This window comes from Metapseudomonas resinovorans DSM 21078 (assembly GCF_000423545.1).
Classification (GTDB): Bacteria; Pseudomonadota; Gammaproteobacteria; order Pseudomonadales; family Pseudomonadaceae; genus Metapseudomonas; species Metapseudomonas resinovorans.
Genome location: NZ_KE384035.1, coordinates 43309 through 59531 on the forward strand (window position 1 = coordinate 43309; position 16223 = coordinate 59531).

17 protein-coding genes are annotated in these 16223 nt (G+C 61.0%); 6 read left to right on the forward strand and 11 right to left on the reverse strand.

Features of this window, described 5'->3' with window-relative positions:
- Positions 1-3 precede the first annotated feature (3 nt).
- The 5 genes from lnt to miaB all read right to left on the reverse strand — a co-directional run bounded on the left by lnt (position 4) and on the right by miaB (position 5401).
- Complete coding sequence (gene lnt, locus G559_RS0128115) at positions 4-1524, reverse strand: apolipoprotein N-acyltransferase (protein WP_028631420.1); 1521 nt, start codon at positions 1522-1524, stop codon at positions 4-6.
- A gap of 109 nt (positions 1525-1633) precedes the next feature.
- Complete coding sequence (locus G559_RS0128120) at positions 1634-2473, reverse strand: HlyC/CorC family transporter (protein WP_028631421.1); 840 nt, start codon at positions 2471-2473, stop codon at positions 1634-1636.
- Between the two features lie 21 nt (positions 2474-2494).
- The gene (gene ybeY / locus G559_RS0128125; RefSeq protein WP_028631422.1) at positions 2495-2959 is read right to left on the reverse strand and encodes an rRNA maturation RNase YbeY; all 465 of its coding nucleotides are present in this window, start codon (positions 2957-2959) and stop codon (positions 2495-2497) included.
- The gene (locus G559_RS0128130; protein ID WP_028631423.1) at positions 2952-3968 is read right to left on the reverse strand and encodes a PhoH family protein; all 1017 of its coding nucleotides are present in this window, start codon (positions 3966-3968) and stop codon (positions 2952-2954) included. Before G559_RS0128130 ends, ybeY begins: the two co-directional genes overlap by 8 nt.
- 92 nt (positions 3969-4060) lie before the next feature.
- Entirely contained in the window at positions 4061-5401 is a 1341-nt protein-coding gene (gene miaB, locus G559_RS0128135; protein ID WP_028631424.1) for a tRNA (N6-isopentenyl adenosine(37)-C2)-methylthiotransferase MiaB, read from the reverse strand.
- Between the two features lie 134 nt (positions 5402-5535).
- On the opposite strand from miaB, the gene G559_RS0128140 reads away from it, so the two are divergent.
- Positions 5536-5859, forward strand: coding sequence for a DUF1820 family protein (locus G559_RS0128140; protein WP_028631425.1), 324 nt, complete (start codon positions 5536-5538; stop codon positions 5857-5859).
- A 28-nt stretch (positions 5860-5887) separates the two neighbouring features.
- On the opposite strand, the gene G559_RS29490 is transcribed toward G559_RS0128140, so the two are convergent.
- The 5 genes from G559_RS29490 to G559_RS0128175 all read right to left on the reverse strand — a co-directional run bounded on the left by G559_RS29490 (position 5888) and on the right by G559_RS0128175 (position 9922).
- The gene (locus tag G559_RS29490; RefSeq protein ID WP_036997979.1) at positions 5888-6436 is read right to left on the reverse strand and encodes a tetratricopeptide repeat protein; all 549 of its coding nucleotides are present in this window, start codon (positions 6434-6436) and stop codon (positions 5888-5890) included.
- A gap of 93 nt (positions 6437-6529) precedes the next feature.
- Positions 6530-7177 carry a hypothetical protein gene (locus tag G559_RS0128160; RefSeq protein ID WP_028631427.1) on the reverse strand — a complete coding sequence of 216 codons (648 nt, stop codon included), beginning with the start codon at positions 7175-7177 and terminating at the stop codon, positions 6530-6532.
- Positions 7177-8466, reverse strand: a complete 1290-nt coding sequence (gene hemL, locus G559_RS0128165; RefSeq protein WP_028631428.1) for a glutamate-1-semialdehyde 2,1-aminomutase — start codon at positions 8464-8466, stop codon at positions 7177-7179. The genes G559_RS0128160 and hemL overlap by 1 nt, the downstream gene beginning before the upstream one ends.
- A gap of 32 nt (positions 8467-8498) precedes the next feature.
- Positions 8499-9128, reverse strand: coding sequence for a thiamine phosphate synthase (gene thiE, locus G559_RS0128170; RefSeq protein ID WP_028631429.1), 630 nt, complete (start codon positions 9126-9128; stop codon positions 8499-8501).
- Positions 9125-9922, reverse strand: a complete 798-nt coding sequence (locus G559_RS0128175) for a hydroxymethylpyrimidine/phosphomethylpyrimidine kinase (protein ID WP_028631430.1) — start codon at positions 9920-9922, stop codon at positions 9125-9127. The genes thiE and G559_RS0128175 overlap by 4 nt, the downstream gene beginning before the upstream one ends.
- A 252-nt stretch (positions 9923-10174) precedes the next feature.
- Between G559_RS0128175 and G559_RS0128180 the strand changes: the two genes are divergently transcribed.
- The 3 genes from G559_RS0128180 (at position 10175) to G559_RS0128185 (ending at position 14078) form a co-directional block, all read left to right on the forward strand.
- Entirely contained in the window at positions 10175-12571 is a 2397-nt protein-coding gene (locus G559_RS0128180) for a hybrid sensor histidine kinase/response regulator (protein ID WP_028631431.1), read from the forward strand.
- 555 nt (positions 12572-13126) lie between these two features.
- Positions 13127-13765: a TniQ family protein gene (locus G559_RS31310; RefSeq protein ID WP_394296424.1), complete on the forward strand. Its 639-nt coding sequence runs from the start codon at positions 13127-13129 to the stop codon at positions 13763-13765.
- Positions 13737-14078, forward strand: coding sequence for a hypothetical protein (locus G559_RS0128185; RefSeq protein WP_028631432.1), 342 nt, complete (start codon positions 13737-13739; stop codon positions 14076-14078). The genes G559_RS31310 and G559_RS0128185 overlap by 29 nt, the downstream gene beginning before the upstream one ends.
- A 597-nt stretch (positions 14079-14675) precedes the next feature.
- Here the strand turns inward: G559_RS0128185 and parS are convergent.
- A complete protein-coding gene (parS, locus tag G559_RS30185) occupies positions 14676-15146 on the reverse strand; it encodes a type II RES/Xre toxin-antitoxin system antitoxin (protein ID WP_081668180.1) in 471 nt (156 codons plus the stop codon).
- A 258-nt stretch (positions 15147-15404) separates the two neighbouring features.
- Between parS and G559_RS31195 the strand changes: the two genes are divergently transcribed.
- Together G559_RS31195 and G559_RS31200 are read left to right on the forward strand one after the other, a co-directional pair.
- Positions 15405-15734 carry an inositol monophosphatase family protein gene (locus G559_RS31195; RefSeq protein ID WP_338053637.1) on the forward strand — a complete coding sequence of 110 codons (330 nt, stop codon included), beginning with the start codon at positions 15405-15407 and terminating at the stop codon, positions 15732-15734.
- Positions 15735-15802: 68 nt separating this feature from the next.
- Complete coding sequence (locus tag G559_RS31200) at positions 15803-16111, forward strand: hypothetical protein (protein ID WP_338053638.1); 309 nt, start codon at positions 15803-15805, stop codon at positions 16109-16111.
- The last annotated feature ends 112 nt before the right edge of the window (positions 16112-16223 follow it).

Sequence of the window (16223 nt, forward strand, 5' to 3'; positions counted from 1 at the left end):
CCGCTAAACCGTCTTGGCGATGCGGCTGGCCAGCAAGGCCCAGGCGAACAGCAGGCCGCAGAGAATGACCAACGGCCAGGCGCGCCACTGCAGGTAGGGCGTCATGCCCTGCATGGGCAGGACTTCGCCGTAGAGCACGCCTTGCTGGAACTGCGGGATGCCTTCGGTGACCTGGCCGAACGGGTCGATCAGTACGGTTACGCCGTTGTTGGTGGCGCGGATCATCCAGCGGCCGGCCTCCAGGGCGCGCATCTGGGCCATTTGCAGATGCTGCAGCGGGCCGATAGAGGTGCCGAACCAGGTGTCGTTGCTCACCGTCAGGAGGATGTCGCTCTGGGCGGCCAGTCCGGCAGCGAATTCCGGATAGACCACTTCGTAGCAGATGTACGGGGCGATGCGGTACCCCTTGGCCATCAGCGGCCCCTGGCTGGAGTCGCCGCGGGCGAAGTCGGACATGGGCAGGTCGAAGAAGGCGATCAGCCCGCGCAGCACTTCCTGTAGCGGCACGTATTCGCCGAACGGCACCAGCTTCTGCTTGAGGTAAGTCCCTTCGCCCTGGCCGACCACGGTGATGCCGTTGTAGTAGCGCTTCTCGCCCCGTTCATTGTTCTGGCGGATCGGTACGCCCGTGATAAGGGCGGACTGTCGATCAGTGGCGAAGCGATTCATCACACCGAGGTAGCCCTCGACGAATTCCTTGAGCACTGGCACGGCGGTTTCCGGCCAGATGATCAGGTCGGCCTTCTGCGCGCTGAAGGTCATGTCGCGGTAGAGCGCGAGCTGAGCGTTGAGTTGCTCCGGGTCCCATTTCAGGTTCTGTTCGATGTTGCCCTGCATGGCGGCGACCTTCAGCGGCGCGCCGGCAGGCTGGGTCCAGGCGTGGTCCTTGAGTGCCAGGCCGCCGACCCAGGGCGCGATCAACAGCACGATGCCGGCACCAAGGAACGCGGGACGGCTGCGCAGGCGAGCAAGGTTCACCAGCACGGCGGCGGACAGTGCCAGCGCGAAGGACACCAGCCAGACGCCGCCCACCGGCGCAAGGCCGGCGAGCGGGCCGTCGAGCTGGCTGTAGCCGGCGTAAAGCCAGGGGAAGCCCGTGAGGAACCAGCCGCGGAAGGCTTCCTGGGCCAGCCATAGGGCGGCGAACGCCAGGGTGTCGGCCAGGGCTGCTTCGCTGCGACGTATCCAGCGAGCCCAGACCAGTGCGGGCAGGGCGAAAAACAGGGCGACACCGGCGCTGAATCCGATGGTAAGGAAACTCGCCAGCGGCACCGAGGCGGCGCCGTAGTCGTGAATGCTGACGTAGATCCAGCTGGTACCGGTGCTGAACAGGCCAAAGCCATAGCACCAGCCGCGCCAGAAGGCTGCCTTGGGTGCCAGGTCGCGCAGGCCAAGGTAGAACAGGGCCAGGGACAGCAGTTCCAGGGGCCAGAAGTCGAAGGGGGCGAAAGCCAGGGGTGTGAGGGCGCCGGCGGCCAGGGCCAACAGGTTGCCCGGCCAGCCGGGGCGAGTGATCCAGTTCATGCTCGGTCCTTGGGCGGATAGGGAGCTGGAATAGCGAGCGAGCGGAGCCTTTTTCCGGCTCCGGGCGCGATTATCCACGGGCGCCCCTCCGCTGTGGAGGGGGCGCGTATCAACGGGAAAGCGGGGAAAGGCGCAGCAGATGAATGCGGCGGCTGTCCGCGTTGAGCACGCGGAAGCGGAACTCGCCGATCTCGGTGGTTTCGTTGCGTTTGGGTAGATGGCCAAAGGCACCCATGACCAGACCGCCTACGGTGTCGAATTCGTCCTCGGAGAATTCCGTCTCGAAGAACTCGTTGAAGGCATCCACCGGAGTCAGCGCCTTGACGATGAAGTCGCCACTGGGCAGCGGCTTGATGTAGCTGTCTTCCTCGACGTCGTGCTCGTCCTCGATATCGCCGACGATCTGCTCCAGCACGTCCTCGATGGTCACCAGGCCAGCAACGCCACCGTATTCGTCGATGACGACGGCCATGTGGTTGTGGTTGGCGCGGAACTCCCGCAGCAGCACGTTGAGGCGCTTGGATTCGGGCACGAACGTGGCCGGGCGCAAAAGGTCCTTGATGTTGAACGACTGGCCGTTGTCCTGAAGGATCAGTGGCAACAGGTCTTTGGCCAGGAGGATACCCATGACGTCATCCAGGCTTTCGCCGACGACCGGGTAGCGGGAGTGAGCGGCGTCGATGATCGACGGGAGGAACTCCTTGGGCGTCTGATTAGCCCTGATGCTGATCATCTGCGAGCGCGGCACCATGATGTCGCGTACTTGCAGATCAGCGACCTGTATGGCGCCTTCGACAATCGACAGCGCTTCGCTGTCGAGCAGTTTGTTCTGGTGGGCTTCGCGCAGCAGCTCGAGGAGCTCCTGGCGGCTTTTCGGCTCATGGGCAAAGGCCTGGGTCAGCTTTTCCAGCCAGGACCTGTGCCCGTTGCTCGATCGATCTTCGCTCATATGTCCTTTGCTCGGTGCTTCTTATTGGTCTTCGTCGTCGCGGTAAGGGTCGGGGTGGCCAAGTTCAGCCAGCAATTCCCGTTCCAGTGTTTCCATTTCCTCGGCTTCCGCATCTTCGATGTGGTCGTATCCGAGCAGGTGCAGGCAACCGTGGATCACCAGGTGCGCCCAATGTGCCTGAAGGGCCTTGCCCTGTTCGGCTGCTTCCCGTGCCACCACCGGCGCGCAGACCACCAGGTCGCCGAGGAGCGGGATATCCAGCAACTCGTCCGGTACATCGGCAGGGAAGGAGAGCACGTTGGTAGCGTAGTCCTTGTGTCGCCAGGTGCGGTTCAGTTCGCGGCCTTCGGGCTCATCCACCAGTCGGATGGTCAGCTCGGAGTCGGCGCTGCGCTGGCGCAGGGCCAGCTCGCACCAGCGACGGAAGTCCGCCTCGCTCGGCAGGCCCGGGGCCGTGCTTGCGAGTTGCAGGTCAAGTTCAAGCATTGTCGTTTATCGCGCCCGGGTCGTTGTCGGCCGGCTTGGCCTTGGCTGGCTGCTGGCGGCTGTCGAAGCGGTCGTAGGCTTCCACGATGCGTTGCACCAGCGGGTGGCGCACCACGTCCTGGGACTTGAAGTGGGTGAAGCTGATGCCCGGAACATCGCGCAGCACATCGATCACATGGGTCAGGCCGGATTTCGTGCCGCGCGGCAGGTCGATCTGGGTGATGTCGCCAGTGATCACGGCGGTGGAACCGAAGCCGATACGGGTCAGGAACATCTTCATCTGCTCGAGGGTCGTGTTCTGACTCTCGTCGAGAATGATGAAGCTGTTGTTAAGGGTGCGGCCGCGCATATAAGCCAGCGGGGCGACTTCGATGACCTGCTTCTCGATCAGCTTGGCTACCTGTTCGAAGCCGAGCATCTCGTAGAGTGCGTCGTACAGCGGGCGCAGGTAGGGGTCGATCTTCTGCGAGAGGTCGCCAGGGAGGAAGCCGAGCTTTTCGCCCGCCTCGACCGCCGGTCGAACCAACAGGATGCGTCGCACTTGCTCGCGTTCCAGGGCGTCCACGGCGCAGGCGACTGCCAGGTAGGTCTTGCCGGTGCCGGCCGGGCCGATGCCGAAATTGATGTCGTGATCGAGGATCGATTTCACGTAGCTCTGCTGGTTGGCACCGCGGGGGCGGATGTTGCCTTTGCGGGTGCGCAGTGTCACGGCTTCGGTCCTGGGGCTGGCTTCTTCCATTCCCGTCTCGCGGAGGAAGAGGTGCACCAGGTCGGGCGACAATTCGATGGCTTCGGTTTCGCGGTAGAGGCGACGCAGGAGGTTTTCCGTGGCGCGGGTGCGTTGAGGGTCGCCAACCAGTTCGAACTGGTTACCTCGGTTACGGATCTCGATTTCCATGCGTTGTTCGATCAAGCGCAAATGCTCGTCGAACTGGCCGCAGAGATTGGCGAAGCGGCGGGCTTCAAAGGGTTCCAGGGTGAAGCGGTGCAAATCCAGGGAGGCGTTCAATGTCGTGTGTTCGCCCTTGGGCGGTAGGAGTGGAGTGACATGAAGAATAACCCCGGGGGCCCGCCTGGAAAAGCACGGACCCCGAAGGTCGATCAGTGCGGGGCTTCCTCGAGCAGGCTGCCGCGCAGGGAGTGGGGCAGGGCATCGTCGATGCGCACATCGACGAACTGGCCGATCAGACGCGGGCTGGCGCTGCGGAAGTTGACGATGCGGTTGTTTTCGGTGCGGCCCTGGAGCATGCCCGGGTCCTTCTTGGAAAAGTCGCTGACCAGGATGCGCTGGATGCTGCCAACCATTCGTCGGCTGATCTCGAAACCCTGCTGGTGGATGCGGCCCTGGAGTATCTGCAGGCGCTGCTTCTTCACCTCTTCCGGGGTGTCATCCACGAGATCGGCTGCCGGGGTGCCCGGACGCGAGCTGTAGATGAAGGAGAAGGAGAAATCGAAGCCGACGTCTTCCACCAGTTTCATGGTGGCTTCGAAGTCCTTGTCGGTCTCACCCGGGAAGCCGACGATGAAGTCCGAACTGATGCAGATATCCGGTACCGCGGCTTTCAGCTTGCGGATGCGCGACTTGTATTCGAGTGCGGTGTGGTTGCGCTTCATGGCCGCCAGGATGCGGTCGGAGCCCGCCTGCACTGGCAGATGGACGAATTTCACCAGCTCTGGCACTTCGGCGTGGGCCTGGATCAGCGCGTCGGAGAACTCCAGCGGGTGCGAGGTGGTGTAGCGGATGCGGTCGATCCCCTCGACGGCGGCGACCACGCGGATCAGCTCGGCGAATTCGGCGATGCGCCCATCATGGGTCAGGCCGCGATAGCCGTTGACGTTCTGGCCCAGAAGGGTCACTTCGCGGACGCCGTTCTCGGCCAGGTGGATGACCTCGGCCAGTACGTCGTCGAATGGACGGCTGACTTCTTCGCCGCGGGTGTAGGGCACGACGCAGAAAGTGCAGTACTTGCTGCAGCCTTCCATCACCGAGACGAAAGCGCTGGGGCCATCTACACGGGGCTCGGGCAGGCGGTCGAACTTCTCGATCTCGGGGAAGCTGATGTCAACCTGGGGTTTGCGGGTGAGGCGTGCGGCGTCGATCATTTCCGGCAGGCGGTGCAGGGTCTGCGGGCCGAACACCACGTCCACGTAGGGCGCGCGCTCACGGATGGCGGCGCCTTCCTGGCTGGCCACGCAGCCACCGACGCCAATCACCAGTTCCGGGTTCTGCTGTTTCAGTTCGCGCCAACGGCCAAGTTGCGAAAACACCTTCTCCTGCGCCTTCTCGCGGATTGAGCAGGTGTTGAGCAGAATCACGTCGGCTTCTTCCGCGCGTTCGGTGACCTCCAGTGCCTGATGTTCGCCGAGCAGGTCGACCATGCGCGACGAGTCGTACTCATTCATCTGGCAGCCGTGGGTTTCGATATAGAGCTTCTTGGCCATGCACTTCAGATCAGGTGGTTCGAAGAACCGCGCATTATAGTCGCCATCCCCCTGCGTTCCTAGCGCCGGCTGCCTGATGGCTATGCTATGATCTGCGCCCCCGAAAACGCCCCGCGACGACCCGCCGAACCGCCATGAGCAAGTCCACCCCAATCTACAAGGTGATCTTCCTGAACCAGGGCCAGGTGTACGAGATGTACGCCAAGCAGATCTACCAGAGCGATCTGTGGGGCTTTCTGGAGGTGGAGGAATTTGTCTTCGGCGAGCGCACTCAGGTAGTCGTCGACCCCAGCGAAGAGAAGCTCAAGGCCCAATTTGAAGGCGTCGTGCGCAGTTTCCTGCCGATGCATTCGATCATTCGCATCGACGAAGTGGAGCGCCTGGGCACGCCGAAGATCAGCGAAGCGAAAGGCAGCGGCAACGTAATGCCATTCCCCATGCCGATGCCGGAGAAGTAAGCGGGTATCGGTATGTGTGCCGCTGCCGTCAGGGCAGGGGCGAGAAAGGCGAGCCGCCGTCAGCGGCCTGCAGTTCCAGCAGGTAGTTGCGGAAGATCTGTCCCAGTACCTGGGTAGCGATTTCCAACTCATCACTACGCATCTGCGCGGCCACCAGGTCGGCGCTGTCCATTGCCTCGTCCGAACCGTTCACTGCGGCCATCTTCAGCACGATGTACGCCTGCACGTTGTTGGCCGGTACGCCTTCGCCCCGGAAGAACATGTTGCCCAGGCGCAATTGGGCCACGGCATGACCATTGAGGGATGCTTGCTCGAACCATTGCAGGGCCTGGGCCAGGTCGCGTGGGGTGCGTTTGCCGTCGTAGTAGAACTCGCCGAGCTCATACTGGGCTTCGGCGTCGCCACCCTTGGCGGCCTGTTGGCAGGCGGAAATGGCTTCCGAGAGGTTTTCCGGCAGGCTGTTCAGGTTGCAGCGGCCGGTTGCAGGGATCAGCAGGGAGTTACCGCCGGCATTGGCCAGCAGCGGCAGGAAAAGCAACAGGCAGCCCAGAATAAGGGTGCGGCCGGTGCGGTTCATGGGGATCACAGCGCCTCGGAAGCAGTGCAGGCATCATGCCCGGTCGGCGAGAAACGCGCCGACCGTCACATTATGAAATAAGCCGGGGCGATCTTACAAAGCCTTTACTTTGTTTGCGTTTGTCTCGGTGCCGCGAAGGTGCAGCAGCAGCCAGGCTAGAAGCGGATAGGCGGGGGTGAGCAGGGCGTGGAACAGGTCGACTCGGCGTAACGGACCGATAAAGCCGTCAGTCCCCACGATCAGCCCAGCCGCCAGGAACAGACCAATGGTCGCCAGCGCCGCCAGCAGCGGCAGGAGCGGCTCCGGTAGCCGGCCAAGGCTGGCCAGTAGAATCAGGGCGAAGGCGGCGAGACTCAACAGGAGGCGGTATTCGCTCAGCAGCCCGAAGCGCCGGGCCAGTTCGAAGAAGACGCACAAGCCGATCACCAGGCGACCCCAGCCAGCGCGACTCCCGATAGTGCCCCTTGCGAAGGCGAAGATCGCCAGGGCGACCAACGGTAGCGCGAGGAAAGTCCCGGCCTGGCTGAACAGGCTGTGGATTTCGTGCCAGGAAGGATCGAGCGAGAAACGCACCGCCCCGCACAGGGCGGCGGCGGCCGGGATCAGCAGTCCGAGCAAGGCGCAGAACCAGGCCGGCCGCTCTGCTTCGGCGAACGTCTTGCCCGCTCGGACCAGCGCGAAGGCGCTGGCCAGGCAGGCGAGGGCGAGAATGCCGTCGGAGAGGGCCGTGCTGTACTGCATCAGGCCTGCTTGAGTTTGGCGAAGGCGCGCTCGGCGGCGTCCAGGGTGATCGCCAGTTCCTTGTCGCCGTGGGCGATGGAAGTGAAGCCCGCCTCATAGGCGCTTGGCGCCAGGTACACGCCGCCGTCCAGCATCAGGTGGAAGAAGCGCTTGAAGCGTTCGGCATCGCTGGCCATTACGTCCTGGAAGGTGATGATGTCGTCGGCGCCGCTGAAGTAGAGGCCGAACATGCCGCCCACCTGGGTGGTCACGAAGGGGATGCCGGCGGCATCCGCGCGCTGCTGCAGGCCGTCGAGCATGCGGGTGGTGTAGTCGGTCAGCTCTGCGTGGAAGCCAGGGCGGCTGATCAGTTTCAGGGTGGTCAGGCCGGCGGCCATGGCCAGCGGGTTACCGGACAGCGTGCCGGCCTGGTAAACCGGGCCCAGCGGGGCGATGCACGACATGATTTCGCGCTTGCCGCCGAAGCAGCCCACCGGCATGCCGCCGCCGATGATCTTGCCGAAGGTGGAGAGGTCCGGGGAGATGCCGTAGTGGGCCTGGGCACCGCCGAGGGCGACGCGGAAGCCGGTCATCACTTCGTCGAAAATCAGCACCACACCGTGCTTGTCGCACAGGCTGCGCAGACCTTCGAGGAAACCCGGGGCCGGCGGCACGCAGTTCATGTTGCCGGCCACCGGCTCGACGATGATGCAGGCCACCTCGTTGCCCACTTCGGCCAGGGTCTTTTCAACCGCGTCGATGTCGTTGAACGGTAGGGTCAGGGTGTGCTGGGCGAAGGCCGCCGGCACGCCGGGGGAGCTTGGCACGCCTAGCGTCAAGGCGCCGGAGCCGGCTTTCACCAGTAGGGAATCAGAGTGACCGTGGTAGCAGCCTTCGAACTTGATGATGCTGTCGCGGCCGGTGTAGCCGCGCGCCAGGCGAATGGCGCTCATGGTGGCTTCGGTGCCGGAGCTGACCATGCGCACCATCTCCATGGACGGCACCAGGGAGCAGACCAGATCGGCCATCTCCACTTCCAGCGCGGTGGGCGCGCCGTAGGACAGGCCGTGTTCCAGTTGCTTGCGCACCGCGTCCAGCACGTCCGGATGGCTGTGGCCGAGGATCATCGGGCCCCAGGAGCCGACGTAGTCCACGTAGCGCTTGTCATCCTCGTCCGTTACGTAGGCCCCGATCGCATGCTTGAAGAACAGAGGGGTGCCGCCGACGCTCTTGAAGGCGCGGACCGGCGAGTTGACACCGCCGGGGATGTGTTTCTGGGCGTTGGCGAACAGGGTTTCGGAACGGGACATGGGCAGGACTCTCTTTACAAGCGAATTCGGGTTCAGGCGGCGTCGAACAGGGCGCTGAAGGCGTGGGCGCGGCGTTCTACTTCAGCGGCAGAATCTGCGCCGAACAATGCGTGGACCACCGCCACCATGCTGGCGCCGCGGGTGATCAATTCGGGAGCGTTATCCAGGGTCACGCCGCCGATGGCGACAATCGGCGACTGGAAGCGCTGCTTTGCCTGGTCCAGCAGGTCCAGGGTGGCAGCCGGTGCGCCCGGTTTGGTCTGGGAATTGTAGAAGCGGCCGAAGGCGATATAGCTGGCGCCTTCCTTGATCGCTGCGGCAGCCAGGTCGAGGCTGGCGTGGCAGGTGCCGCCGATGATGGCCTGGCGGCCGAGCAGGGCGCGGGCTGCTGCCAGGGAACCGTCACCCTGGCCCAGGTGCAGGCCGACGCCCAGGCGTGCGGCCAGTTCAGCGTCATCATTGATGATCAACTGGGCACCGTGGCGAGTGCACAGCTCGCCCAGTGCCTCGGCCTCGCGCAGGCGGCGGGCGTCGTCACTTGATTTGTCGCGATACTGCAGCAATTTGGTGCCGCCCTTCAGTGCGGCCTCGACATAGGGCAGCAGCTTGCCGCCGGCCAGCAGTTGGCTGTCGGTTATGGCGTAGAGACCGCGCAGTTTCATGGGCAGAAGTCCAACGGCAAGCGGCGCGGCACGTACTGGCCATGGCCGGGTTGTTCGGCGTCACGCAGCGTGCGCCAGGTGTAGTCGAGCGCGGTGCGCACGGCGCTGGACAGTTCCTCGCCCAGGGCCAGGCGGCCGGACAGGGCGCTGGCCAGGGTGCAACCCGAGCCGTGGTAGCTGCCGGGCAGGCGCTGGCAGGTGAAGGTGTGGCGCTGACCGTCCTGGGTGTAGAGGCGGTTGTGCACTTCGGTCTCGTCGCCGTGGCCGCCGGTGATCAGCAGGTTGCGGCAGAAGGGCAACAGCTTCTCCGCGCATTCGTCCGGTGTGCCTTCCGGCAGTTCGGCGAGGATGCGCGCTTCCGGCAGGTTCGGGGTGGCGATGGCGGCCACCGGTAGCAGGCGTTCGCGGATCGCGTAGCCCACCTCGTCCTTGCCCAGTGCACCGCCGCCTCCGGCACGCAGCACCGGGTCGCAGACCAGCGGAATGCCTGGCAACGACTGCATGATTTCCAGTACGGTTTCGACCATCTGCACCGAGCCGAGCATCCCCAGCTTGACGGCGGCCACCGGCAGGTCGGCGATCACGGCATGGGCCTGGGCCAGCACCCATTCGCGATCCAGAACGCGGAAGTCGGAAACGTTGACGGTGTCCTGCACAGTCAGGGCGGTCACCGTCGGAGCGGCGTGGCAGCCTTGTGCGATCAGGGCTTCGATATCCGCCTGGAGGCCGGCGCCACCACTGGGGTCGTGGCCGGAAAGGCAGAGGACTACGGGGCGAGAGTTGGTCGTTTTCATGGTCGGCGAGCTTACCATTAAACACCTCGCCGAGCCGCACCGGCGGCGCTTTGCCTCAGGGGTGTTCAGGGTGGCTTTGTTCTTCAGTCTGTAAGGCCCGGAATAGAGCTGTTTCGGCATGATGGCAATGTGCAGCTTTCAGCCGCCTTGCGCTGTGCTAGAGTGCTGTTTTTGAACAACCTGGCCCCGGGTGGCGCGCCGAATAAGGAGGTGGGGCTCCCGGACGCGGTCAAGAGGCCATTGCGGGGCTGCATGCGTATCCTCCTTTTCCTATCTCTTTGCCTGCTCGCGGGGCTGGCCAATGCCGTGGAGTTCGACGAGCAGCTGCGCAGTCTTCCGCTGGGCAAGCACATGGACGTGTTCGAAGACGTTCGTGGCGATGCCGAGATCGACGACATCACGTCCCCAGCCCTGGCCAGTAGCTTCCGTCGCAATGACAAGTCCGTGCTCAATGCCGGTTACTCTCGCTCAGTCTTCTGGCTGCGGGTCGACCTGACCTACCGCCCGCTCGACCGGGGTGGCCAGCAGGACTGGCTGCTGGAACTGGCTTACCCGCCGCTGGACCACCTCGACCTCTACCTGCCTGACGGCCAGGGTGGTTATCGCCTCGCCCGACGCACCGGCGATGCGTTGCCGTTCAACAGCCGTCAAATCAAGCAGAACAACTACGTCTTCAGCATCAGCCTGCAACCCAATCAGACCAGGCGTATCTATCTGCGGCTGCAGAGCGAGGGTTCCATCCAGGCGCCGCTGACGCTCTGGTCGCAGAAAGCCTTCCTCGAGGAACAGCCGGAACGCATTTATGTGCTCGGCATCATTTATGGCGTGCTGCTGGTGATGCTGTTCTACAACCTGTTCATCTTCCTCAGCGTCCGCGACACCAGCTACCTCTACTACATCCTCTATATCGGCTCTTTCGGGCTCTACCAGATATCGGTCAATGGCGCGGGCATCCAGTACTTCTGGCCGGACAACCCTTGGTGGGCGAATGCGGCGACGCCTTTCCTGATTGGTTCGGCGGCACTGTTCGGCTGCCAGTTCTCCCGTAGTTTCCTGCATACCGCCGACCACAGCCCCTGGATGGACCGCGCCCTGCTGGGCCTGATGGCCCTGGGCGGACTGGCAATGGTCTTGGCGTTGACCGCCAGCTATGGCCTGGCCCTGCGTCTGGCCACCTCCCTGGCGCTGATCTTCACGGTGGTGATTTTCGCCGCCGGTGTGCTGGCCTGGCTGCGCGGGATGCGTGTAGCGCGCTATTTCATCATTGCCTGGAGCGCCTTCCTCGTTGGCGGCGCCATCAACACCCTGATGGTGCTGGGTTACCTGCCGAACGTCTTCTTGACCATGTACGCCAGCCAGATCGGTTCGGCACTGGAGGTGGGTCTGCTGTCCCTGGCCCTGGCCGATCGCATCAACGCCATGAAGGAAGAGCGTGCACGCATCCTCCTGGACGCCGGCCGCAAGCTGGAAGCGCTCAACCAGGAACTGGCCAACAGCAACCGCCTGAAAGACGAATTCCTCGCCACCGTCACCCACGAGTTGCGCACGCCGATGAACGGTGTCATCGGTTCCCTCGAGCTGATGCAAACCCTGCCACTGGACGACGAACTGGAGCAGTACCAGCGCACCGCCTCCGGTTCAGCGCGGGACATGATGCGGCTGGTCAACGACATTCTCGCCATGACCGAGCTGCAGGCCGGCAAGCTTTACCCGCGGCGCGAGCCGTTCAGCTTGCGCGGTCTGGTGGACAGCCTGCGGGTGCAATACGCCCCCCGCGCCGAGGAAAAGGGGTTGATGTTCGACCTTACGCTCGACCAAAAGCTGCCGGACACTCTCGAGGGTGATGCCGGCAAACTTGCCCAGGCGCTGGGCTACCTGCTGGATAACGCCATCAAGTTCACCAATCACGGCCGAGTCGGCCTCAAGGTCAGTGGCGAGGAACCGGCCAACGGCAGTCTGGCGTTGCGCATTGAGGTCACCGACACCGGCATTGGCTTTGCCACTCCACCGGATGGCCTGATCTATCGGCGCTTCTACCAGCTCGACGGTTCCATGACCCGCGAGTACGGCGGTCTCGGCATCGGTCTTGCGCTCAGCCAGCAACTGGTGGCGTTGCTCGGCGGCAAACTTTCCCATCAATCCCAGTCCGGTCGTGGCAGCACCTTCAGCCTGGACCTGAGCCTGGCATTGCCGGCCCAGGCCCTGGTCGTGCCGGCGCGTCGTCCCGCTGGTCAGCCACAACGTCGACCGGAGCAATGCACCGTGCTGGTGGTGGAAGACAACGCCATCAACCAGTTGGTGACCCGCGGCATGCTGCTCAAGCTCGGCTACCGCGTGCGCACCGCGGACAACGGCGCCGAGGCCCTCGAACAGATCCGTCGCGAGCCCATCGACGCCGTATTGATGGACTGCCAGATGCCGGTGATGGATGGGTTCGCTACCTGTCGCGCCCTGCGCGCCATGCCCGGCTGTGCCGATCTGCCGGTGCTGGCCATAACCGCGCACAGTCATAGCGGCGACCGCGAACGGTGCCTCGCGGCTGGCATGAGCGACTACATGGCCAAACCGGTGAAGTTCGAGGAGCTGCGCGCCCTGCTCAACGACTGGCTGCTGTGCAAGCCGGTCGAGGCTGCAAGGTCGTTGAGCTGATCGCTTCGGCAGGCGTATGGCTTTGGGTGGCGGCGCATATGTCACCATGGTTGTTAACAATATATTTTGACAATCGATGCACCAGTATTCGGGGTCTCCAGACGTGTCCTGCTTACATGCGCTCAGAATATATTTTGACAATTTCGACTCGGTGCCCGCTAAAACGGCGTGTTTCTCAGACAAAATATTCTGACAATTTCTCGCGAATCGTCCTGGACGCTACTGCTACCGGTCCGAAGGCACGCAGCATCGCTGCCCAACAGTTTCAACAGCGCCTCATCCTTGACTCGTTGACGTCGGTCCAACGGGTCTTGTGTTCGCAACTATCTGCATATCGAAGGTGTCGTGGCAACACTGGGGCACCACATGGGCCCCCCTCCTAGCTTGCCCTTGAGTTTCTGTAGACGTTCACTTGGCAAGATCGCTGCTCCCCTTGGCGGCGCAGCTTTTTGTACGCCGGAGTGTGGGCCTGGAAAAGCATTGATCGGCCAAGGCCAGTGTTTAAGAAGTGCTGAGGTAGAATGGAGTTTTACACTCGCACAAATACCTCTTTCAATGACAAGTGCTAAGCTGGGTTTTTTCCCAACTCCTTTTCCAGATGAGACCCTCCACTCCGTAGTCACAAGGTACAATCTTCTGACGGCGACTACGTCAGCAGCGACCTATAAGGCTTTGTATGATGGAGTGATGATGGGGCTTTCAATGATCGTCCCCAAAAATTTTAGTGTCCTGGCTGATAGGATTCCAGGAAATAGCAGAGTCAATCGCTATGATTTATTGAGAAATAATACGCTACTGCCGCTATTCGTCCCCTTCCAAGACCCACTCACCGAGAATAAAACTGGATACGACCTTCTGCTTGATTCGAATTATTCACAGCAGTGGATAATGCCGCAGGGTTTGGGTTTTGTCAGAACTTGTTTGCTGTGCGCAAAGGATGACTATTCCAGATTCGGGGTTAGTTTTTGGCATCGCTCACATCAGATACCAGGCGTAACCTGCTGCTGGAAGCATGGGGCTAAGCTCTTCGATACTTGTCCTGCCTGCAATCTGAATTTATATCAAGGTCCATATAAACTAAGGCCGCTTGTAAGAGGGTGTGAGTGCGGCTGGGGTCCGTTGGACGATGGATACAGTGACGTCGCCCTAAGTGGAGCAAAAAAATATGCCATCTTTTCAAAAAAAAGTTCTTGATGAAGGCCTGCCCCCAATTGGGGTAAAAGTAATTGAAGAGATGTATGTTCGTAAGATGAACAGCATTGGTCTTCTCAGCAAAAAATACATCCCCAATAGTGCGCTTATCAAAGCTGTCAAAAACTCTCTCGGCGAGGACTTTATAAGCTCCTCCTATCCTTCCAGACGCATGGCCGACAGAAAGGTGTTCTATGCAGGCAGTAGTAGTCCAATAAATGTTCAGTTAACAATTGCACTACTTCTCTACGGTGACATTGAAAGCTTTAAAGAGGCGCTTCAAATCGCCAGTGGTATGCACTTCGATAAAGATTAATTCCGAAATGCTGACTTCGGCGAGCGGGCGGCAGAGTAGGAGGTCTTTTAGGGCAATAATGAGGAGTCATTAGCTTGCAATGCTTATCCCGATTTTTTGCACTTGGGATGAGATGATTTGGACGCTGGGCATAGTATTATTCTCTAGGCGTGTCCAAATGACCACTGTTGGGCCAGGCTGCGTAAAAAGCGCAGCTAGTGATGAGCGGCACGATGTTGGATTGTTTCTGCGATGCCTAGGGGCCCCGCAGACGCCTAGGCGTCACCCCGAGTCTTTCAACTGGTCTTGGAGGTGTGGTTTCGCGGTGCTGGTCAATGAGTTAATGAGGTTCTAGGTCTTCATCGCTGCGATCAGTGCACTATTGCACCCGTTTGAGGTTGTGCGCGAGCACGTACAGCCTCATCTCGATACTCCCCCCCCCCCCCGCTCGAGCATTTGGGGAAAGAAAAGGGGGCGCCCATCTAGGTCTTCAGCGTGTCAACTTGATGCTCGCTCGTCTGGCGGTTTATGCCCGTCTGTGTGGCGTCAGCATGGCCTGTTTTTATAGCCTAGGTATCGACGAAATAAAGTCCGTGAGTTCGGAGTAGTCGACAGTATCTACTGATACACACCATAGTATAGGCGAGAAAGAAATTCATCTACGAGCTCATAGCCGATTGGATTTGTGAGTAGATCAATCGGGGTTCGGCCGTTTAGGCCAAGCTGTGGCTTTACCATCCAGTGCTCAGCATTTGTTTGGTTTCCCAAGACAGTTTCTGCTTTTGCTAGCACCTCGACAAATTGTAAAGCGCGAGAGCTTTGCTCAGGGGTGAGAGGTTCCTTCGGTTTTTTCATTCGCCGGCTTAATGTTCGACCCGAAATTCCGAGAATCTTAAGTCTCAGGGTCTTATCATCCAGTACGCGGATGAGTTCGAATGATTTTATTACATCCTCTATGGCAAAGCCTCGTTCTATCAGTTGATAGATCTTGTATCTGTCGCCTGCTTCTGCTTGTCCTTTCAGCAGGCATTCTAATGGTTCGAAGCTTTGTACTTGCTGGTCGGTTTTAGATGGGGTCATTGAAATCATGTCTTCACCCTCTACGCCAGATCCTGATCTACCATATGGAGTCAATTGTTGCCCATAATAACTTAATTTTACTCCAATTTTCCAGGTTCTGATCAGTAGGGGCTAGGTTTTGTTCTCGCTCGGTACGTTAGGCAGCGTCGGGGCTGGTAACGAGTCTCACCCGATGCTTTTCTAAGATGTGAGCCAGACTTCTAAGCATTGTCGCTTGGTTGCTCTGCCGCGTGCATCGCGCCCGGTACTGCGTTGATTGGAGGGTTCATGAGTTGTGTAGGCCTACTGGAGCGAGTGGTCGAAACGGTCCTTTCAGCCGGGTGCCTACTGGCCGCTGAGTGGGAGCGTCCTGATGGTCCCCGAGGCAAAGGCGACAAGGCCGAAGTGGACGTCGAGATTGAGGAACAGTTACGTGCCAGCCTGCTCCGGCTGCTGAATTGCGATTTTTGGGGCGAGGAGACAGGACTTAGTTTCACGGAGGCCGAGTTCTGTTGGGTGGTCGATCCCAATGATGGGACGAGCGATTTCCTGCAAGGGCGTCGAGGATCAGCCATATCCGTTGGGCTGCTCCGCAATGCTGTTCCTGTCCTGGGGTAGTCTACGCGCCAGTCACCCCGGACCGTGGGCCCGATTGCATCTCCTGGACGAAAGGCCTTGGAGGCATCATGCGCAACGGCAAGATGCTCTTCAGTAGGTTGGATCACCTCGACCTTATGCCAGGCAGCAAGGTCCTGATGAGTACAGCCGCCGCTTCCAAACCGGAGCTTAATTCCGAACTCTGCGCGCCTACCAACTTCATCCCTATGCCAAGCATCGCTTATCTTCTGGCTCTTGTGGCCGCTGGCGACGCTATTGCGGGTGCCTCACTCGTTCCTGTGTCAGCACACGATGTAGTGGCTGGTCACGCTCTCTTGATCGGGGCGCGGGGCGTGCTGCTCGACCAGGAGGGTGCTCTCATCAGTTACGAGTCATAGGAGCGGATGTCACAGACCTCGATGCGGTGTTTCGGTGGAGCGCCCCGAGCATGCCAGGAGCTGTCTCAAAGGCGCTGGGACAAGCTGTTCATCAGTTGATTGTTACGCTCCG